We start from the raw sequence: 19,732 nt of genomic DNA, 5'->3' as shown, positions 1-19,732 counted from the left end.
ACCCTCTAAAAGTTGTCACTTTTAGGGGGTTCATTTATTACATATTACCGATTGATAAATATTTAGTTTCTAAATAAGGTTCAATACCTTCGATACCGCCTTCACGACCATATCCACTTTCTTTAAATCCTCCAAATGGTGCATGCGCTGCTGATGGCGCACCATCATTCCAACCTATCACACCGAAATCAAGCTTCTTATAAATATCAAATCCTGTACGATAGTCATTCGTGAAGAAATAAGCGGCTAAACCATATTCTGTATCATTGGCAACTTTAATAACTTCATCTAAGTCTTCATATGCCATGACTGCTGCGATTGGACCGAATGTTTCTTCGTGCATCACTTTCATATCAAGATTCGCTTGTCTAATAACGACTGGCTTTAAGAAATTTCCACCTAATTTTAATTGTTCTAATGGTAATGACAATTCTCCACCATGATGAACAGCATCTTCAATTTGGTCAATGACTTTATCTACAGCTTGTTGATTAATGAGAGGTCCCATTTCAACGCCTTCTTCTAAGCCATTTCCTACATTTAATGCATTTACTTTTTCAGTTAAACGTTCTGTATAAGCTTGTTCTATATCTTGATGTACATAAATTCTATTTGCGCTTATACAAGTTTGACCTGAATTTCTAAATTTAGTCGCGATTGTTTGATCAACTGCAAGTTCAATATCTGCATCTTTATGAACAATAACTGGTGCTAATCCACCTAATTCCATCGTGACATTTTTAACTGTATTTGCAGAATCTTTTATTAAATGTTTACCAACTGGTGTAGATCCAGTGAATGTTATCTTCTGTATAATTGGACTTTCAGTAAATATTCTACCTGCGTCTTTACCACTTAATACAACATATTGAATGGCATCTTTAGGAATACCCGCTTCATGTGCCAATTCAACCATTCTTATCGTCGTTAACGGTGTTTCTAAAGCCGGTTTACAAACAATTGTACAACCTGCTGCTAATGCTGGCGCCATTTTTCTCGCAATCATTGCTGCTGGGAAATTCCAAGGTGTAATTGCACCAACAACACCTACAGGGAACGGATCAGTGATAATTTTTTTACCTTTTTGATTAGCAGGTATTGTCTTACCATAAATACGTTTTGCTTCTTCTTGATACCATTGAATGTAACTATTCGCATAGGCAACTTCGCCTAATGCTTCTTTATAAGGTTTACCGTTCTCTAATGTAATTAATTCTGCTAATTCTTCTTTATGTTCATCAATTAATTGATACCATTTTAATAAAAGAGATGAACGTTCATGTGCGTCTTTTTCACGCCATGATTCAAATGCAACTTGTGCTTTATCAATTTGTTGAATAGCTTCTTCTTCAGAAGTATAAGGAATCGACTTAACGACTTCATTCGTTGCTGGATTGTATACTTTTAGCTGTTTCAAATACTTCATCCCCTTTTGATTTTGTTAAATATAAGACTGCTGCTATGCCATACCATACGAATACGATAATCCATTCATGTGGCCAAATAAGTGATGAAGGCATTCCTGGTAAATAAATTGCGATAAATGCAATACTTAAAATAACAGCAATCCAACCGACTACTTTACCACTTTTAATACGATATGGTCTTTCTAAGTTAGGCTCACTTTTTCTTAATTTCAAAAATGCACAAGCAACTAAGAAATAACCTAATACAACACCGATGCCACCAGCATCAACAATCCATACTAATGCAGGTCGACCTAATAAAGGTGCAACAAATGCTAATACACCAAGGAAAATAATACCGTGTGTTGGTGTTTTGTATTTAGGGTGAATGTATGCAAACCAGTTAGGAATCATATTATTTTTCGCCATCGCATATAAAATACGACTACCACCGATAATAAATGCATTCCAACTTGTGATAATACCTGCAATTCCACCTAATACGAGTAATATACCAAATCCACTTGATCCAAATAAATTCACCATTGCATCTGCTGTAGCTAATTCACTTGTACTTAATTGACTTGGTGTTAAACCTGTTGCAACACCAAACACAATTAATAAATAGAAGATAACCGATGCTATGATAGAGACAACTAAAATACCACCAATTTTTTTAGAAGGTGCTTTTACTTCTTCAGCTATTTGTGGAATAACATCGAACCCTACAAATAGGAATGGAATCATGATCAGAACAGACATTGTTCCACCTACACCACCATTAAATAATGGTTTCAGATGTGTAAAGTCACCATTGAATCCTGCACCAAAGAATAATAATAAACCTACGCCAACAATAAATATTGTAAATACAGTCTGCATAACTGCAGCTGGTTTAACGCCAAAGTAGTTTAATGACGTTAATATAACACTACCTATAGAACCGATAAGTACCCAAGTTAAGTAAACATCCCATCCAGCTAAATTCCATAATAAACCAGAATGTTCAAATGGTATGACATAATCTATAACAGTTGGCAATGCGACTGCTTCAAATGTAATAACAGATACATAGCCAAATAACACTGACCAACCAGATATAAATGCTACACCTGGACTAAATGCTTTCTTAACGAAGACAAATCCGCCACCTGTTTCAGGAATTGCAGAGGCAAGCTCTGCATATGTTAATCCAATAAAAATTACTAATAATCCACCAATTACAAATGCGATAATACTACCTAGAAATCCTGCTTGTGAAATCCATTCTCCCGAAAGAACAACCCAGCCCCATCCAAGCATGGCGCCAATCGCGAGAAATAATACGTCTGCTATGTTCATTGATTTATTAAATTGAGAATTCATAATTATACCCCATTTTTATTAGTCAAATTTCTTAAAGACTAGATTCTAAGATTGATAATCCTTTGTTTAATTCTTGATCTGTAATGACTAATGGTGCTAAAAATCTAATCACATTTCCGTTAATACCAGCTGATAATAATAATAAACCATTTTCATTTGCTGCTTTAACAATTTGTGACGTTTTAACTTTATCAGGTGATTGCGTTTCTGGATCAACAATTTCCATTGCGACCATTGCGCCTAATCTACGAATATCTCCTATAAATGAATGTTCTAATTTAAATGCTTCTAATCTTGATTGAATCGTTGCACCAAGTTGTTCAGCTTTAGCATTTAAGTTTTCTTCTTCAATAATTTCAATTACTTTTAATGCCGCTTCACATGCAAGTGGATTTCCTGCATATGTACCACCAATTTCGCCTGGATTTGGGCTATCGATAATTTCACTACGTCCAACAACACCACTTAATGGGAATCCTGCTGCTAGAGATTTTGATACAGTCATTAAATCTGGAATAACATCAAAATGCTCAATTGCAAATGTCTTACCAGTACGTGCAAAGCCTGTTTGAATTTCATCTGCAATAAATACAATACCATGTTCTTCACAAATATCTTTTAATGCATGGATAAATTTCTTATCTGGAATGATAAATCCACCTTCACCTTGTACTGGCTCAATCACTACACATGCCACTTCTGAAGGATCCACTGTTGCGATAAAGAAATTCTTCAAATCTTTAATGACTGAATCTATGTATGCCTCATCACTTAATCCTTCAGGTTTATCTGCTAAATAAGGATATGGTGCTTGATATACTTCTGGTGCAAATGGGCCAAACCCAAATTTGTATGGTCTTACTTTACTTGTCATAGACATTGTTAAATTTGTTCTACCATGAAAACCTCTAATAAATGATACAACTTGTTGTCTACCTGTATATTTTCTAGCGATTTTCACAGCGTTTTCTACTGCTTCTGCACCAGAATTTAGTAATACTGTTTTCTTTTTATGGTCACCTGGTGTAATTTCTGCTAATTTCTCTGCTAATTTAATATAGCTTTCATACATAATCACATTGAAACCAGGTAAAATAAATCTTTCAAGCTCGTTTTTTAAATGTTCAGTTATTTTAGGATGTGAATGACCAACGTTTAATGTTCCGATTGCTCCTGCAAAGTCAATCCACTCTGTACCGTCTTTATCTGTAACTGTTGCCCCTTTTGCAAAATCAGCAATATGTGTATTACCATTACTGACACCTCTTGCTACATATTCGTTACGTAAAGATTCTAATTGTTCTTGAGTCTTACCCATCAAAATCCCTCCTATTGTTTATTTAGTACATATTAAAAAAAGATTGGTATAATGAAAAGTACCAGTTTTTAATTTTTAATAGTACCAGAGGGGCGAACGATATGACTCAAACTTACAAATATAGAGAAATTTATCTCAAATTAAAACAAGATATACTCTCTCAGAAATATAACAGTCACGAAAAATTACCATCTAAAAGACAACTTTCAATCGATCAAAATGTCAGTATTAACACTGTTAAGAATGCTTATGAACAACTTTTTGCTGAGGGTTATATTTACACAAAGGAAAGACAAGGTTACTTTGTTGAAGCATTAAATAAGTTAATCATTCAAGATCAACATATTACGCAACCTTTAAACAATAGCCCAACTCAAATTAAATCTTCATATCGTTATTCTTTATCGCATATGACAACCGATATCTCACAATTTCCAATAGACTTATGGTCAAAATATGTGAAAGAAGCTTTTCACCTTTTCAAACATGAAATGTCAGAAATTCCTGTTTATAAAGGACCGCTTGAACTAAGAAAATCAATCGCTCAATTGATTTCATACAAAAGAGGTGTCGTCTGTTACCCTGAACAAATCATTGTCGGATCAGGTACAGCGAACTTACTCAGTAGCTTATTCAAAGCAATTTCAAACAATCAAAAAATTGCTATCGAAAATCCCGGCTATTCAAGGATGAGAAAGCTATTTATCGGCATGGGACAGGATGTCGTTAATATTCCACTAGACAACAAAGGATTATCTGTTGAACATGTGAAACAGGCTAAGCCTGACTTTGTCGTGACAACACCTTCACATCAATTTCCAACAGGTACGATTATGCCAATTTCAAGAAGAATTGAATTACTCAACTGGGTAACTGAACATAATAAATATATTATAGAAGACGATTATGATAGTGAATATAAATATGGTACAGACAATATTCCTTCATTATATAGTTTAGATAAGAATGAACGTGTCATATATTTGGGTACATTCGCGAAAACATTAATGCCAAGTTTGAGAATAAGCTATATGGTCTTACCCTATCCACTTTTATATAAATTCGATGCGATAACAGATACATCCATTACAGATTTAAGCTTAATCAATGCTTACGCGCTTCATTTATTTATTAAATCTGGAAACTATGAGAAATATATTCGTAAGATGCATCATACTTATACTGAAAAGAGAGAGCTTTTTCTAAAAGTATTAAAAAAAGCATTTAAAGAAGACGTCTCGATATACGACATGGAAGCAGGACTACATTTTCTAATTAATATTAAGACGGACTTAAGTTATCAAGAAATTGAACAGAAGGCGCATGACCACGATATAGAATTATATACGATTAGACGTTTCATGGCTGATGAACCTGAAAACACACCATTTAAGACACTCATTATCGGGTTTGCGAAAATAAATCGAAAAGATATCGAACCTGCTATTTTAAAATTAAAAGACATTATTTATGAAAGTCATTGATAAATAAAAAAAATACTTTCATAACCAACGCTTCTAAACAAGTTTGGTCATGAAAGTATGATTGTCTTCTATTATATATACTATTTCTTATAATTGATTTGATAACTTGTGACACTATTAAATGTGTCGCCTTTTCTTAAAATTGATGGTGCTGCTTCATTTAATAAATTAATATCATTAGGTAGTGATTGCGTTTCTAATGTAAAGCCACTATGTACATTAATAGAGTCTTCATGATCATTCCAATCTACATCATTCAATGTAAATATGACAACTTCATTCTGATCAGTCGTCATTTCAAGTTCCAATTCATCATTCGACACTTTGAAAGTACCATCTTCTAATGTCACTGGATGATCAATACCATTAAATTGATTGATTTGTTGAAATCCACTGTCGAATATATCTTTAAAAGTTATACTATCTTTCCCAATTTCTACATTAATATTCTCTGTATCAAGAGATTCCACAATTTGATTATCTTTAAGCGGATAGAATTGAACGTTATGATGAAGTTGATGATTTTCAATAGAAGCATTTGTTTCATTCAAATTAAAATACACATGATTCATCGGATTCAATAAAGTATCTTCAGTACTCGTTGCTTCATATATAATTGTCCATTTCAAATTTGTTAAATCATATTGATGTGTTACGGTCATGTTAATATCACCTGGGAAATGATCAACTGAATGTTTCAATTCTACATGATATACAATGCGAACAATATCATCTTCATTAACAATGTCATAATCACACACTTGAGTATATAAACCGTTAGAGCCACCATGTAAATTATGAACACCATCATTTTGTTCAAGCTGATAGGATTCACCATTTAATACAAACTGACCATTTTCAATTCTTCCACCATATCTTGCAACAGTCGCACCAAAGAAATAAGGATTTTGCTCATAATATTCTATTAAATCATCACTTTCAGTCGGACCAAGGATAACGGATCTACCATCAATTTTCCAATCGACAATCCGCATACCAAAATTCGTAAATTGAATCTTTGAACGCTCATCATAGATTGTAATCAAATCTATATTCTTCTCTTTATCTAAAGTCTCAATCTCAAATGACATTAGCCTCATCCTATTCTATAAAGTGTACATGCAGTTAGTTAAAGTTTAGCATATTGTTCCAATCAATTCTCATTTACATGATCAAACGAATCAGCGTAAAAGTCATATTTCATATTATTCGTTGGTAAAATTCTTAATTTAGCTTTCCCTACAATTTGTTCGTCGGTAATGAGTCCAACATCTTGGCGACTATCGTTACTATTCAAACGATTATCACCGAGGACTAAATATTTACCTTCTGGAATTACTTTTTCACCATCAGAATTTTTTGTATCTGAAACATCAAAGTTTTCCGTTAAATACTCCGTAAATTTATGCTTTTTATTAAAATCTAAATAAGGTTCTGCAACTTTTTCATGATTAATATATAATTGATCATTCTTATAACTGACAGTGTCACCAGGTACACCTATTAATCTCTTAATATAATCCTTTTCTTCATTCGCATGAAAAATAATCACATCACCTCTATCAATCGTACCAAGCGTTTTCGAAATTTTACTAACAATCAAATTGTCTTTATCATTAAACGTAGGATACATAGACTGTCCATGCACCTCATATCTACTAAATAAAAAAGTCGTAATAAGCCACGCCACAACAATAGCAACAACGATAGACGCAACCCATTCCATTAAATTCTTAACCACTATAACCCTCCTCAAACTCATACTATTATTTACATGTTTTTCAAACGATAGCATATATTCAAGCATTCTTCCCTTTATTGCTCATTTAATATTTAAATGATAATATTACATTATTATATTATACTGAAAAGAGGTATTCTCATGAAAGTATCTTGGATATTGTGGTGGATTTTAACTATCATTGAAGTTGGTGCATTTTTAACGTTCTCAATCTTTTTATGGTTTAGAGAAGTTGATGCCACTGGAGCTGTGCAAACAACAGAAATAAAATGGTTCTCTATCGGTATCATGGCAACACTTTTTATCATTCCATTCTTAACACAACTCGTTTGGTTAATCGTCAATCTCATCACTTCTAAAAAGTTAAAAGCTCAAAATCAAAATATGTAAATATAAATTAACGATACACTCCGTCACTTTCACTTAGATAAGAGATAAAGTCATAGAGTGTATCGTTTGTTTTTAATTAAAAGAGCTATATCAATTCTTGACCCTTTTTGCTACTTTATATGCAGCTATTATAAAGAGAAATATTGAAACTCCCCATAATACTGCAGATAAATTGGTTAAACTTCCTTCTAAATTAGTTGCGATAACTGGAAGTATACCTGCTATTAATATTAATAAAATAATTTGTTTCATAAAGATTCACCCTTTAGTACATTATTCTTTATTTTGGCCATCCTAAATAAATAGCAAAGATAATAAGAACCGCACCAACAACTATAGATCCTTTATAAATATTATGTTCTTTTCTACGTTTTATGCCAACTACTACAATCACTAAACCTAATATAATTGAAAGTAACATTATATAAAAACCCATATGACACACCTCCTCATTTAGTATATTATTTTACCATAAAATGTCATAAATGGTATAATGTTATATAATCAGAAAAATAACGCTATGAAAAAAGTTTAAGGAGTGTTACGTATGAAAGTTAAAGAATTAATTAAACAAAGCTACGATGACTTATTAGAGTTAGAATTAACAAGCTATAATATAGCAGTTGTACTAGTTGCGGTTGTTGTCTTAAGTGTCTTAATCACACCTTTATTTGGAATTCCTGTCGGACTTTTAGGTGGCGCGTATTACTTAAAAAATTATAAATAATATTTAAAGCCCGTTTTCTTGAAAACGGGCTTTATTGATCAATTCATTATATACTTGCTTGAATTAAACCTATTCCAATTACGACAACAAGATAAATCACAGTCCATATTACTGCTGTCTTTCCTTTAAATCTACTTGTTGCATATAATACAACTCCAAATAAATAAGCTGCTAATAATGTTGATAAATCAAATACATCGAGATAATCATTACTTTGGCTAAATACTGCCAAACTTGTAATAGAGTGTTTAACTGGATCTAAACCAACAATTGCTATAATAGCTAAAACAATGAAATTAAAGATTGTTGTAATTAATTTTACAAACGTTGCAGCTGCAAATAAACTTGAAGCTTTCACATCAGATTTCATAATTTTTGAGATAATAAGAAAAATTAGAAATGAAAAGGCAATCCCTATAATTGGTGCTAAAATACCACCTATGTACGCAAATACTGTAGTAAATGTAGACATTTGATCAATTTCAGTTTCACTTAATCCAGCTTCTTTTAAATCAGCAGTAAGATCAGTTGTTATTGATGTAATCCATATTGAAGCAACTGATAAAATAATGACCAAAATCATATTTAACAACCACTTAGGTCGTTCTCTATAGTTGTTTAAAGTTGGTGCAAATAATAAATTTGAACGTTTCATCACTATACTCCTTTGCTTTTTGTATAATTTAAGGTTAACATTCATAAAGCATTAATAAAATAGTTAATTATATAATTAATATTCTTAAATTTTATAATCGTTATTTAATTTTTGCATAGAATATGATATTCATGTACTTCTTAAAGAACTATGCAAATTAAATATTCATATGATCACTCAACAGAAATAGACAAAATATACCAAATTATGCTATTATGTAAATGAAAAAGGCAACGTGCGGTCACACGTTGCCTGTGAGCCCGTTAAAAAGACGGTGACTGTTTCAAAAGTTAAAGTTTAATAAATTTAACCATCGAACCGATCAAAGTTAGCGATGGTTATTTTTTATGGTTATTGTTACTAATTAGTACTAAACTAATGATTGAAATAACAATCATTAGTATTTCATAATCAGTCATATTACTCCTTTCTAGGAGTTGAAACCATTATCATAGGCATCACCCCTTCATTTAAGAGATTAGCCACCATCTATCTAACTTGCTCTGTTATATTATACCAAATTCCCATTATTTGTAACATTATTTTTAGGTTGTTATAGACAAAATATTTGTATTTATTGTATAATATATGCATAAAAAGGCAACGTGCTGTCACACGTTGCCTGTGAGCCCGTCAAAAAGACGGTGGATTTTTGATTATGTTAAAAATAACCATTTAAACCTCCAAAGTTAAAAACAATTATTTTTTATGGCTATTATTACTTATTAATACTAAACCAATTTCACAGGTGTCACCCACCTTCTTTAAAAGGGGGATTCACCATATAACCATCGATTTTTCCAAAGTTAGCGATGGTTATTTTTTTGTGCTTTTTTATGGATATTTTTAATTTTACGCTCTATCAATCATGTATGATTCCACTATTGTTTGTGAATTACATAAAAAAACATGAATAATTAATTACAAATTTAATATTCTTAAATCTCATAAGTATTATTTTTTATTGTTCCTAACTGTGATAACATTTCCCATGTGAGAATAAAAATATATAGGAGTGGAATAAGTTGAAGCGTAAATTATTTTGGATAATCGGGATTATCGTTATCATTTTGTTAGTTATTGTTGCGCTTATTGTAAAACAAACGACAAATGATACAGACGATAAAAAAGACGGTTATGATACATATAAAGTTAAAAAGGAATCTCCTTTAAGTATTTCTGGTAAGGCTGCACCTACTAAAATTAAAACTTATAACAATAATGATCAGTTAGGTGAATTTGTGAGTACTGTTGTTGATGATGGTCAATCTGTTAAACAAGGTGATCAATTGATTAACTATAATGTGAATGATCAAAAGCGCCAAGGTTTACAAGATAAAGTAAATGCTGCACAAAACAAAGTGGATCAAGACTATCAAAATATAAATCAGCAACCGAACAATAATGATTTACAAAACACTTTATCTAAAGATTTAAATACATTAAGTGAAGCTAACAAGCAATTATCGCAGTACGATCGTCAAGTAAATGAAAGTATGTATGCTTCATTTGATGGTAAAGTCGAAATGGAAAATGATAATGACGCTAACAGTGGTGAAGCTATTTTAAAATTAGTCGCGAGCGAACCTCAAATCAAAACTTCTGTATCAGAATTTGATATTACTAAAATTAAAGTTGGCGATGCAGTTAATGTAACTGTGAACAGTACTGGTGAAGAAGGTAAAGGGAAAGTGACAAAGATTTCTGAATTACCTACAAGTTATAATGATAGTAACCAAAGTGAATCGATGAATACTGCTGATCCAGAAAGTGAAACAACGCAGACTTCTAATCCTGTTTCAAATAATCCAAGCATTGGAAAAGGTAATTCTAAATACCAAGTAACGATTGGTAAATTAGACATTTCTGTTCGTAGTGGTTTCTCAACTGAAGGCGAGATTCCTTTAGATACGATTAAATTACCTAAATCTGTATTAACAAAAGGTAACCATGTATTTGTTGTCGATAAAAATCATAAAGTTCATAAACGACATATTAATATTAAACGACAAAATGGTGAAATATATGTTGAGAAAGGACTTAAATCTGGAGATAAACTGATCATTTCACCTAAGAAAACATTAAATAATGGTGAAAAGGTTGAGATAGCATCATGATTAATTTAGTTAATGTGAATCGACACTTTAAAAACGGAGAAGAAACAAATCATATATTGAAAGATATTAATATATCTATTGATACAGGTGAATTTATCGCGATTATGGGCCCTTCTGGTTCAGGGAAAAGTACATTGATTAATATTTTAGGGTTTATAGATAGAGGATACACAGGTGAATATCTGTTTGATAATGAGAATTATCAACAAGTTTCAGATAATAAACTTGCCTTTATTAGAAATAAAACAGTCGGATTTGTCTTTCAAAATTTTAAATTGATACAAAATAATACGATTATGGAGAATGTTAGTATCCCCCTATTATATTCAGGAATGTCTTCAAAAGAACGTAAACTACGTGTTGAATCTGTCTTAAAAGACGTTGGAATTGCAGATAAAAAACATCTTGTACCGAATAAGTTATCGGGTGGTCAACAACAACGTGTCGCCATCGCGCGCTCGATTGTCAATAAACCTAAATTCATTATTGCTGATGAACCAACAGGTGCGCTTGATTCTCAAACTTCTAAAGATATTATGGATTTATTTGTGCGACTTAATCGTGAACAAAATACAACCATGATTATTGTTACGCATGATCGTAAAGTAGCTGAACAAGCTGATCGCGTGATACATATATTAGATGGCCGTGTTCAGCGAGAAGAGGTGATAGAATGAAGAACTTACCGAATATCATATCAGTCTCTCTCAAATCTATCATGAAGAATAAACGCCGTAACATCTTTACGATGATTGGTATTATTATCGGTATAGCTGCAGTCATTACCATTATGTCTTTAGGTAATGGTTTTAAAAAGACAGCATCTGATGAATTTGCAGATACGGGTGCGAGTAAAGGACAAGCTATGATTAGCTTCATGCCTGAAAATATGGAAGGCTCTAAAGAAAATCCATTCGACAAACAAGATATTGATCTCGTCAAACAAATAGACGGTGTCACAGATGCTAAAATTAAAGAAGATGACAGTCAAAGTTATGGGGCAAAAATGACCAATTCACAAAAGCAATCTGACATCAATATCTTTAAGAAAGACCATGTCGATAATGCATCTGAAGGTAAAGGATTCACGCAATCAGATAATGAATTGAAAGAAAAAGTCGTCACAATCGATCAAACGATCGCTAAAAAAGCGTTCAAAGGTGACGCGATTGGTAAGACGTTATTTATAGATGACCAAGGATTTAAAATTGTAGGTATTGTCAATAATCCTATGTATGAAAATACAGTAAATATGCCAAGCGAAACATTCAATCGATATATGGGCGACTTAAGTCAGGAACTTCCACAGCTTGAATTAAAAGTAGATAACGATGACAACAAAAAAGAAATTGCTAATAAGGCAGCTAAGCTCTTAAATAAAAGAGGTTCAGGTATGAGCGAAGGTAGTTATCAATATTCAGATATGGAAGAAATCATGAAAAATATCACACAAGTATTCGATGCCATTACGTACTTTGTTGCAGCAGTAGCAGGTATTTCATTATTCATTGCGGGTATAGGTGTGATGAACGTTATGTATATTTCAGTCGCTGAACGTACAGAAGAAATTGCGATAAGACGTGCGTTTGGAGCTAAAGGTCGAGACATTGAAATACAATTCTTAATAGAAAGTATCGTGCTATGTCTGATTGGAGGCATTATCGGATTAATCATAGGTATTTTGATTTCTAAACTTGTAGAAGCCGTTACGCCTGATATGGTTCAAAGTGTTGTGAGTCTAGGATCTATTTTACTTGCTGTCGGCGTTTCAACATTAATTGGTATTGTCTTTGGTTGGATACCAGCAAGATCAGCATCTAAGAAAGAATTAATAGATATTATTAAATAGTTTAAATAAAATTTAACCGCCACATGAGTTATCATTCAACTCATGTGGCGGTTTTATTCATTATACTTCAGTTAATGCATCATTAAAATCTGCTTTCATTTTATGCCATGCTTCATCGATACGTTCATCTAAACCGAATAACCCGCTTCTTCCCAATATATAAATATCTGGATTGGCTTTTTGAATTTTACTAAATGTCTTCTTATTTGAAGAACCATCCATTTCAATTAAATATTTGTATTGATGCTCGTCTCTTAACTTTCTCAATTCTACTATTTTATCTAATGTTTCATCGATAAATTTTTCTCCAGCAAATCCTGGGTCAACGGTCATAATTGTGATCTTATCTAAATATTGAATATATGGTTTAATCACTTCAATGGGTGTTTCTGGATTTAATACAATCCCTACTTTTTTACCATGATCATGAATTTTATGAATCAATCGGTAAGCAACACCATTGACGACTTCTGCATGTATACATATATAATCTGTATCTACTTTTAATAATTCATCCACCCAAAACGAAGGTTCCGTGACCATTAAATGCGCAGAAATAGGTACGTCAGAAATTTTCTTCACTTGTTCAATAAACCAAGGTGACAGTGTAATATTCGGGACATAATGACCATCCATAATATCTATATGATAAGATTCTACGTGCTGATTCAAAAATGTAATCTGCTCGCTAAATTTATCTAAGTCCATCGTCATTAATGATGGTGAAAACTTTACATTCTCCATGTGTTAAACCTCCATTAGTATACTTTAATATCGCCTAATTCTATGTCATCTTCTTCGATTTCATCGATCATTTCTTCTGATTCATTTACAGGTTTCTTAAGTAGCACAAGTACTAGAGCTGTAACAATAACATTTGCTACGATAGCGATGACGAAACCTAATGGCTGAGACATTGTTGGAATTGCTAACATGCCACCAAACGGTACTTTCGAGTCAGCGTTCATCACCATTGAAATCGCACCACCTACTGCTCCACCGATTCCTGTAGCAATAACACATCTAATAATGTCGTTTAAGACAATCGGTAAGACACCTTCAACAATTTCAATAATACCCATTGGGAATGCTGTTTTTAATGTTTCTACCTCTACTTTTTTATAAATATTTTTACGCATTAATCTTCCAATCCAATATGCAAATGCGAATCCAATTGGCGTAGCTGTGTTAACGACAATCAATGCTGTTATAGGTTCATGAATACCTTGTGCTTGTAGTGTTAATACAAAAGCAAATACTGTCTTATTAATTGGACCACCATAATCGACACTTGCTAATACACCGATGATAATGCCATAAATTAATTTAGAAGTACCACTTAGAGATTGTAAATACTCCGTCAAAATATGCGTAAATTGTGTAATTGGCGCTCCGATTACATAGACCATAATGAGTCCACCTACAAGCGAAGCAATAAATGGAATTACAAGCATCGGCATTAAACCTTTTGCCCAATTTGGCATTTTGATATATTTAATAATTAATACAACAAGATAACCTGCCAAGAAGCCACCTATTAATCCTCCGATAAAACCTGATCCAACTGCATTAGCTGTTAAACCAATAACGAGGCCAGGTGCTATACCCGGTTTATCAGCAATTGAATAAGCGATACCTGTTGCAATAACAACTGGTAACATGCCCAGTCCAACACCACCTAATGTTGCAAGTACATCCCAGAATGAATAGCCAGTCTTCGTCAAATCTGTTGATGAATCTCCACCTAACGCCATCCCAATTGCAATCATGAATCCCGCTCCACATACAACTGGAATTAAATAAGATATTGCCGTAAGTAAATGACCTTTTAAATTCAACTGATTAAAAAATGTTTTCACGTTATCTCCCCCTTTGTTAGTTAGATAAAATTGCTACAACTTCTGTTTTATTTTTAGAATTTAATAATTGTTCAATCACTTCATCATTACTCAACTTTCTTGCGATTAATGATAAGAGTTTCAAATGTTCTTTAGAATTGTCGCTATCTTCACCAACTGCAAGTAAAATAACGACTTTCGCACCTGTATCATCTAAAGATGGCCACTCTACTTCATCTTTTAAGACGCCAATTGCAATACCAACTTTGTTAACGCTACTACTTTTCCCGTGTGGAATCGCCACAAAGTTACCTATACCTGTTACGCCTTCAGACTCTCTTTTATAAACTGCTTCTAAAAATGAATCTGGATTGTCTATATATTGTTCTTTATCAAATAAATGAACGAGTGTTTCTAAAGTTTCTTCTCTATTATTTGTCTCAAGTTCTGTTAAGATTGTGTTCTCATCTAATACATCTATTAAATTCATATGGCATCTCCTTTATTGTTGTGAAATTTGTTCGATTTTTTCTATTAATTTATTTGGAGATTTTATTGCGACATCTGTCGGTATTTCGATGACTTTTTTACCTTCAAATCTTTCTTTAGCGCTTACCTTTACATCTACAGCAAGCAACACGATATCAGCTTGTTTAATATCTTCAGGTGACAATTCATTTTCTACACCTATTGTCCCTTGTGTTTCAATTTTGATATTATGACCTTTCTTTTCAGCTGCTTTTTCTAACTTTTCAGCTGCGATATATGTGTGTGCAATACCTACTGTACAAGCACAAATACTCACGATATTCATATTTCATTCCTCCAATTATAATAATGACTCTACAAAGTCTTCGTCTGCTAAATTCCTCATAAATGCTTGAATGTCTTGCAATACTGCTTGATCTTCTTGTGGTTTAAGATTTAACAAAATAATCAATTTCAATGACTGGTCATGCCAGTTCATAAGATTTGTCTCATTTTTTATTAAAAATATTTTAGTCTTTAATATGTTCTCACTTTGAATGTGCGGTAAAATCACTTCTGGAAAAATTTCAATATTCCCATGTTGTTCTCGCTCGTGTACTTCTTCAATAAAAACACTTTCAGACTGAATGTACTGATCTATCTTTAACTGACTACCTATTTCTTCAATGACATCTTGATACATTGTGTTAGTTGTTTTAATTTCATAAAATAACGATTCATTCATTGTTATCACCTAACATTTCTATCATCTTTCGCAATTTAATTTGATCATTCTTATTAAACATTGCGCTGATGACCACGATTGGAATTTGCTTTACTTCAGGTATATGAACAGTTGAAATAATCAAATCGATTTTATGCAATTCATCTTCTTGTAAATCAAAAGAAGATTTAACATCTACAATCTCAATTTCAGGTACATTTCTGTCTATTTTGGTTTTCAATAATTCAGAAGTACCTATGCCTGTAGTACAAGTAATCAGTGTTTGTATTTTCTTCGGATTTCTCTCAAGTTCTTTCGCAAAATACAATGTTAAAAAGCCTATTTCATCGTCATTCATTTTTTTAATATGATATGTTTCAGAAATTTGATCTGAAATCTGTCGAATAACTGTAAATACATGTGGATATTCAATTTTAATTTGTTCTATTAAAGCATTCCTGACATTTAACCCATGTTCAATTCGATTAAGCATCGGTTTAATATGTTTAAGAAGTTGCTGCTCTAAATCAATATTTTTAAATGAATGATTTAATTCCTGACTCGCACCGTCTATCAATGCATTTGTTATATCGATGACTTCTTGTGAATATTGCATGTCTTCTTGATTATGCTGAACATTTTGCGTTTCAAATCTGGAAGAAATAAGATATTCAAACAAATAAATCCGTTCATTTTCAGGTAATTGAGTATGAAGATATTGTTCAACATTGCCAATTACCATGTCACTCATTCTATAAAATGATTGATACTCATTTTTTAACTTTATCAATTCAGGTGTCTTTCTATCTTTGTCTGGTTTAATCACACCTCTTTTTCTAAAGCGCATGATCAAGATATATAAATGAGAGAAAATGTTCACATTATAAGGATAAGGAATAATCATATCTTTATAACTCTCAATCTTATTAATTTGTTCTTGCACAAAATGTGCATCTTTATCCTCATTTTGATCGATAACATTATATGCAGAGAAATTAGACAGTTGCCCATCTCCAATGAGTTCTAACAATGCATTTCGAATATCACTTTCATCACCATTTATAGATAAATGACGATTCTTTCTTTCTAAATTTAAATTAAAACGTTTTAACATCTCTTCAATTTTTTTCTCATCTGTGTTTAGAACACTTTCAGAAATATAATAACGTTCGATAATATTAAAGATAGATATCGACTTAGGGGAGATTAACAATAAATCTTTTGTCATCATATTTCGTCTTTCAATAGGAGAAAACAAATCATTTTGATGAAGTTGCCCCGTTTCATGCTGTTCAATATATTCTTTATCATCAATACGATAGCCCTTACCTTTTTCAGATATAATAAGAGGCTCTTTATAATAATCATTTATACGTTTAACAAGTCGATAAATCGTTTTAGTAGAAACATCTAGATGTTTCGCCAATCGATTCGAATCGACAAACGAATGCGCATTTAATAAGTAATGAATTAACTTCTCTTGATTATCACCTTCCATGACTTTTACAACCTCCCTGTAGCTTCATCATAAAACAAATATATGTAAGCGTTTTACTTTTGTTTGTCCATTACAATAGACATTAAAATATCATTCATTATAAACTATCATGTTACTAAAGTAATGAATTAACCTCTTTTACACTTCTACATTTGTAAAAAGTCTGCATGCCAATTAAAATTGCGCACAAAAAAAACTCACTTTAGCAAAATTGCTAAAATGAGTTTGAATTTAAAGTTCTATTAAACGCCTGAATACGCCATAAACCCGCCATCGACTGGTACAGTAATGCCATTTACAAATGATGAATAATCTTTATCTAATAACCATAAAATCGTACCGATAAGTGCTTCTGGTTTCCCAAATTCTCCAAGAGGTGTTTGACTTAATATTTTTTCTGAACGTGCCGTCAGACTTCCGTCTTCATTTAATAATAAGTCTCTATTTTGTTCTGTTAAGAAAAATCCTGGTGCAATCGCATTAACTCTAATATCTTCCTCTGCAAAATAAACAGCCAACCACTGCGTAAAGTTATTAATAGCAGCTTTTGCAGCACTATATGCTGGCACTTTAGTCAATGGTGCATAACCACTCATGGAAGAGAAATTAATAATGCTTGCATGTTCTGACTTCAGTAATTCTTTGCCGAATACTTTAGCAGCGACAAATGAGCCAATAAAATTATTATTAAATACGTGTTCAAATCCACTTTTTTCTAAATCAAAAAAGTTCTTTTTATCTTCAGCATTATATGACTCTGAATCTGTAATAGCGTCAGGATTATTACCACCTGCACCATTAATTAAATAGTCAATTTTTCCAAATGCTTCTAAAATTTCATCTTTAGCTTTCGTTAGTGATTCTTCATTCGTAACATCAACTGAATAGTTACGAGCAATACCACCTTCAGCTTCTATTTCTTTAACAACTTCTACACCTTTATCATAAGTACGATTTAAAATGGCGATTTGCATGCCTTGTTTGCCTAATTCTTTCGCAATTGTTCTACAAAGCACTCCGCTTCCACCTGTAATTACAACGACTTTATCTTTTAAACTTTCATGTTTACTAAACATTTTTACCAGACTCCTTTTCAAGTTTATATGCATCCCATAATCCATTTAAGTACATAATACCTAATGCTCTATCATATAATCCGTATCCTGGACGACATTCTTCATTCCATAAATGTCTACCGTGGTCTGGTCGAATGTATCCTTTATAATCTGCATCTGATAAATGTTTCATAATTTGTGCAATATCAATATTACCGTCTTCTGTAAAATGAGAAGTCTCTACAAAACTGCCATTTTCGGAAATGCGAACATTTCTAATATGCATAAATGGTGCATGCTCATGATATTTTAAAGCAATTTCTGCCATATCATTATCTTTAGAAGCACCCATAGAGCCCGTACATAACGTAATCGCATTATTTGGACTATTATTGATTTCAAACATTCTCTCGTAGCTATCTGCACCAGTAATAATTCTTGGTAAGTTGAAAATAGAATATGGTGGATCATCTGGGTGAATTGCCATTTTAATCCCACAACGTTCTGCAGTTGGAATGATTGCGTTTATAAAGTATGCAAAGTTTTCCCATAATTTTTCTTCATCTATATCTTTATATGCTTCAAATAGTTCTGAAATTTGATCTAATTTTTCTGGTTCCCAACCTGGCATTGTTAGATTTTTACTCGCACTTGAAACAGTTTCTATTAATTCTTTCGGATCTAAATTTTTAACTTTTTCATAATCAAAGTATAGTGCTGTAGAACCATCTTCTAATGGATGGAACATATCTGTTCTAGTCCAATCAAATATTGGCATGAAGTTATAACAAATAACTTCCACACCATATTCAGCTAAATTCTCAATAGTTTGTTTGTAGTTTTCAATTAATTCATCACGTTCACTATTACCTAATTTAATAGATTCATGAACATTCACACTTTCAACAACTTTTGCATTAAATCCGTATGATTCAATATATTCAACTTCTTCTTTAATTTCTTCTTTTTCCCAAACAGCACCAACTGGCTTTTCATGAAGTGCCCATACAATCCCAGTTGTATTAGGTATTTGTTTAATATCTTCTAATGTAATTGTGTCATTGTTTCTTCCGTACCAACGAAATGTCATTTCCATT

General features: G+C 32.3%; 22 protein-coding genes. 6 read left to right on the top strand and 16 right to left on the bottom strand.

The genetic code is table 11. The features are described from left to right. Positions 1–37: 37 nt before the first annotated feature. From LQ679_RS10365 to gabT, 3 genes are read right to left on the bottom strand one after another with little or no spacing between them, the layout of a single operon-like run. Positions 38–1,417, bottom strand: a complete 1,380-nt coding sequence (locus LQ679_RS10365) for an NAD-dependent succinate-semialdehyde dehydrogenase (RefSeq protein WP_239775097.1) — start codon at positions 1,415–1,417, stop codon at positions 38–40. Further along, positions 1,380–2,771 carry an APC family permease gene (locus LQ679_RS10360; protein WP_239762666.1) on the bottom strand — a complete coding sequence of 464 codons (1,392 nt, stop codon included), beginning with the start codon at positions 2,769–2,771 and terminating at the stop codon, positions 1,380–1,382. Before LQ679_RS10360 ends, LQ679_RS10365 begins: the two co-directional genes overlap by 38 nt. 31 nt (positions 2,772–2,802) lie before the next feature. Next, positions 2,803–4,089, bottom strand: coding sequence for a 4-aminobutyrate--2-oxoglutarate transaminase (gene gabT, locus LQ679_RS10355; RefSeq protein WP_204194508.1), 1,287 nt, complete (start codon positions 4,087–4,089; stop codon positions 2,803–2,805). A 101-nt stretch (positions 4,090–4,190) separates the two neighbouring features. Between gabT and gabR the strand changes: the two genes are divergently transcribed. Next, a complete protein-coding gene (gene gabR / locus LQ679_RS10350; protein ID WP_239762665.1) occupies positions 4,191–5,573 on the top strand; it encodes a MocR-like transcriptional regulator GabR in 1,383 nt (460 codons plus the stop codon). Between the two features lie 80 nt (positions 5,574–5,653). On the opposite strand, the gene LQ679_RS10345 is transcribed toward gabR, so the two are convergent. Continuing rightward, complete coding sequence (locus tag LQ679_RS10345) at positions 5,654–6,664, bottom strand: aldose epimerase family protein (RefSeq protein WP_204194506.1); 1,011 nt, start codon at positions 6,662–6,664, stop codon at positions 5,654–5,656. A 62-nt stretch (positions 6,665–6,726) separates the two neighbouring features. After that, positions 6,727–7,314, bottom strand: a complete 588-nt coding sequence (gene lepB / locus LQ679_RS10340; RefSeq protein WP_025904440.1) for a signal peptidase I — start codon at positions 7,312–7,314, stop codon at positions 6,727–6,729. Positions 7,315–7,455: 141 nt separating this feature from the next. On the opposite strand from lepB, the gene LQ679_RS10335 reads away from it, so the two are divergent. Next, entirely contained in the window at positions 7,456–7,704 is a 249-nt protein-coding gene (locus LQ679_RS10335; protein WP_037590089.1) for a DUF3923 family protein, read from the top strand. A gap of 90 nt (positions 7,705–7,794) precedes the next feature. Here LQ679_RS10335 and LQ679_RS10330 read toward each other — a convergent pair whose 3' ends face one another. Next, positions 7,795–7,956 (bottom strand): hypothetical protein, encoded by a 162-nt coding sequence (locus LQ679_RS10330; RefSeq protein ID WP_158258743.1) that lies wholly within the window; start codon positions 7,954–7,956, stop codon positions 7,795–7,797. Between the two features lie 28 nt (positions 7,957–7,984). Beyond that, on the bottom strand, positions 7,985–8,140 hold the full coding sequence (locus LQ679_RS10325) for a hypothetical protein (protein WP_239762664.1): 156 nt from the start codon (positions 8,138–8,140) through the stop codon (positions 7,985–7,987). Positions 8,141–8,251: 111 nt separating this feature from the next. Between LQ679_RS10325 and LQ679_RS10320 the strand changes: the two genes are divergently transcribed. After that, positions 8,252–8,431 (top strand): VraH family peptide resistance protein, encoded by a 180-nt coding sequence (locus LQ679_RS10320; RefSeq protein ID WP_037590087.1) that lies wholly within the window; start codon positions 8,252–8,254, stop codon positions 8,429–8,431. A gap of 46 nt (positions 8,432–8,477) precedes the next feature. Here LQ679_RS10320 and LQ679_RS10315 read toward each other — a convergent pair whose 3' ends face one another. Continuing rightward, a complete protein-coding gene (locus LQ679_RS10315) occupies positions 8,478–9,086 on the bottom strand; it encodes a YIP1 family protein (RefSeq protein WP_239762663.1) in 609 nt (202 codons plus the stop codon). A gap of 1,025 nt (positions 9,087–10,111) precedes the next feature. Here LQ679_RS10315 and LQ679_RS10310 point away from each other — a divergent pair. The 3 genes from LQ679_RS10310 to LQ679_RS10300 are packed head-to-tail and all read left to right on the top strand — an operon-like array spanning position 10,112 to position 13,052. After that, positions 10,112–11,203, top strand: a complete 1,092-nt coding sequence (locus LQ679_RS10310) for an efflux RND transporter periplasmic adaptor subunit (protein WP_239762662.1) — start codon at positions 10,112–10,114, stop codon at positions 11,201–11,203. Further along, a complete protein-coding gene (locus LQ679_RS10305; RefSeq protein WP_126477357.1) occupies positions 11,200–11,880 on the top strand; it encodes an ABC transporter ATP-binding protein in 681 nt (226 codons plus the stop codon). The genes LQ679_RS10310 and LQ679_RS10305 overlap by 4 nt, the downstream gene beginning before the upstream one ends. Beyond that, a complete protein-coding gene (locus LQ679_RS10300) occupies positions 11,877–13,052 on the top strand; it encodes an ABC transporter permease (RefSeq protein ID WP_239762661.1) in 1,176 nt (391 codons plus the stop codon). Before LQ679_RS10305 ends, LQ679_RS10300 begins: the two co-directional genes overlap by 4 nt. Before the next feature lie 60 nt (positions 13,053–13,112). Here LQ679_RS10300 and alsE read toward each other — a convergent pair whose 3' ends face one another. From alsE to uxuA, 8 genes are all read right to left on the bottom strand, one after another. Continuing rightward, positions 13,113–13,796, bottom strand: a complete 684-nt coding sequence (gene alsE / locus LQ679_RS10295; protein WP_107565806.1) for a D-allulose 6-phosphate 3-epimerase — start codon at positions 13,794–13,796, stop codon at positions 13,113–13,115. A gap of 14 nt (positions 13,797–13,810) precedes the next feature. Then, positions 13,811–14,911: a PTS fructose transporter subunit IIC gene (locus LQ679_RS10290; protein ID WP_239762660.1), complete on the bottom strand. Its 1,101-nt coding sequence runs from the start codon at positions 14,909–14,911 to the stop codon at positions 13,811–13,813. 16 nt (positions 14,912–14,927) lie between these two features. Further along, positions 14,928–15,380 carry a PTS sugar transporter subunit IIA gene (locus tag LQ679_RS10285; protein ID WP_206180488.1) on the bottom strand — a complete coding sequence of 151 codons (453 nt, stop codon included), beginning with the start codon at positions 15,378–15,380 and terminating at the stop codon, positions 14,928–14,930. A 12-nt stretch (positions 15,381–15,392) separates the two neighbouring features. Continuing rightward, positions 15,393–15,704: a PTS fructose transporter subunit IIB gene (locus tag LQ679_RS10280; RefSeq protein ID WP_037590079.1), complete on the bottom strand. Its 312-nt coding sequence runs from the start codon at positions 15,702–15,704 to the stop codon at positions 15,393–15,395. A gap of 15 nt (positions 15,705–15,719) precedes the next feature. Then, the gene (locus LQ679_RS10275) at positions 15,720–16,103 is read right to left on the bottom strand and encodes a PTS sugar transporter subunit IIA (protein WP_239762659.1); all 384 of its coding nucleotides are present in this window, start codon (positions 16,101–16,103) and stop codon (positions 15,720–15,722) included. Further along, positions 16,096–17,580 (bottom strand): BglG family transcription antiterminator, encoded by a 1,485-nt coding sequence (locus tag LQ679_RS10270; RefSeq protein WP_239762657.1) that lies wholly within the window; start codon positions 17,578–17,580, stop codon positions 16,096–16,098. Before LQ679_RS10270 ends, LQ679_RS10275 begins: the two co-directional genes overlap by 8 nt. Before the next feature lie 242 nt (positions 17,581–17,822). Continuing rightward, a complete protein-coding gene (locus LQ679_RS10265) occupies positions 17,823–18,656 on the bottom strand; it encodes an SDR family oxidoreductase (RefSeq protein WP_196307606.1) in 834 nt (277 codons plus the stop codon). Then, positions 18,649–19,731, bottom strand: coding sequence for a mannonate dehydratase (uxuA, locus tag LQ679_RS10260; protein WP_239762647.1), 1,083 nt, complete (start codon positions 19,729–19,731; stop codon positions 18,649–18,651). The genes LQ679_RS10265 and uxuA overlap by 8 nt, the downstream gene beginning before the upstream one ends. Position 19,732 lies beyond the last annotated feature (1 nt).

The organism is Mammaliicoccus sp. I-M35, from assembly GCF_022386455.1.
Lineage (GTDB): Bacteria > Bacillota > Bacilli > Staphylococcales > Staphylococcaceae > Mammaliicoccus > Mammaliicoccus sciuri_A.
This window is presented reverse-complemented; position numbering and strand designations above follow the sequence as displayed.

Coding starts and splice junctions, on each gene's coding strand:
- LQ679_RS10360 (WP_239762666.1), bottom strand. CDS start 2,771: ATGAATTCTCAATTTAATAAATCAATGAACATAGCAGACGTATTATTT.
- gabT (WP_204194508.1), bottom strand. CDS start 4,089: ATGGGTAAGACTCAAGAACAATTAGAATCTTTACGTAACGAATATGTA.
- gabR (WP_239762665.1), top strand. CDS start 4,191: ATGACTCAAACTTACAAATATAGAGAAATTTATCTCAAATTAAAACAA.
- LQ679_RS10345 (WP_204194506.1), bottom strand. CDS start 6,664: ATGTCATTTGAGATTGAGACTTTAGATAAAGAGAAGAATATAGATTTG.
- LQ679_RS10335 (WP_037590089.1), top strand. CDS start 7,456: ATGAAAGTATCTTGGATATTGTGGTGGATTTTAACTATCATTGAAGTT.
- LQ679_RS10330 (WP_158258743.1), bottom strand. CDS start 7,956: ATGAAACAAATTATTTTATTAATATTAATAGCAGGTATACTTCCAGTT.
- LQ679_RS10325 (WP_239762664.1), bottom strand. CDS start 8,140: ATGGGTTTTTATATAATGTTACTTTCAATTATATTAGGTTTAGTGATT.
- LQ679_RS10320 (WP_037590087.1), top strand. CDS start 8,252: ATGAAAGTTAAAGAATTAATTAAACAAAGCTACGATGACTTATTAGAG.
- LQ679_RS10315 (WP_239762663.1), bottom strand. CDS start 9,086: ATGAAACGTTCAAATTTATTATTTGCACCAACTTTAAACAACTATAGA.
- LQ679_RS10305 (WP_126477357.1), top strand. CDS start 11,200: ATGATTAATTTAGTTAATGTGAATCGACACTTTAAAAACGGAGAAGAA.
- LQ679_RS10300 (WP_239762661.1), top strand. CDS start 11,877: ATGAAGAACTTACCGAATATCATATCAGTCTCTCTCAAATCTATCATG.
- alsE (WP_107565806.1), bottom strand. CDS start 13,796: ATGGAGAATGTAAAGTTTTCACCATCATTAATGACGATGGACTTAGAT.
- LQ679_RS10285 (WP_206180488.1), bottom strand. CDS start 15,380: ATGAATTTAATAGATGTATTAGATGAGAACACAATCTTAACAGAACTT.
- LQ679_RS10280 (WP_037590079.1), bottom strand. CDS start 15,704: ATGAATATCGTGAGTATTTGTGCTTGTACAGTAGGTATTGCACACACA.
- LQ679_RS10275 (WP_239762659.1), bottom strand. CDS start 16,103: ATGAATGAATCGTTATTTTATGAAATTAAAACAACTAACACAATGTAT.
- LQ679_RS10270 (WP_239762657.1), bottom strand. CDS start 17,580: ATGGAAGGTGATAATCAAGAGAAGTTAATTCATTACTTATTAAATGCG.
- LQ679_RS10265 (WP_196307606.1), bottom strand. CDS start 18,656: ATGTTTAGTAAACATGAAAGTTTAAAAGATAAAGTCGTTGTAATTACA.
- uxuA (WP_239762647.1), bottom strand. CDS start 19,731: ATGGAAATGACATTTCGTTGGTACGGAAGAAACAATGACACAATTACA.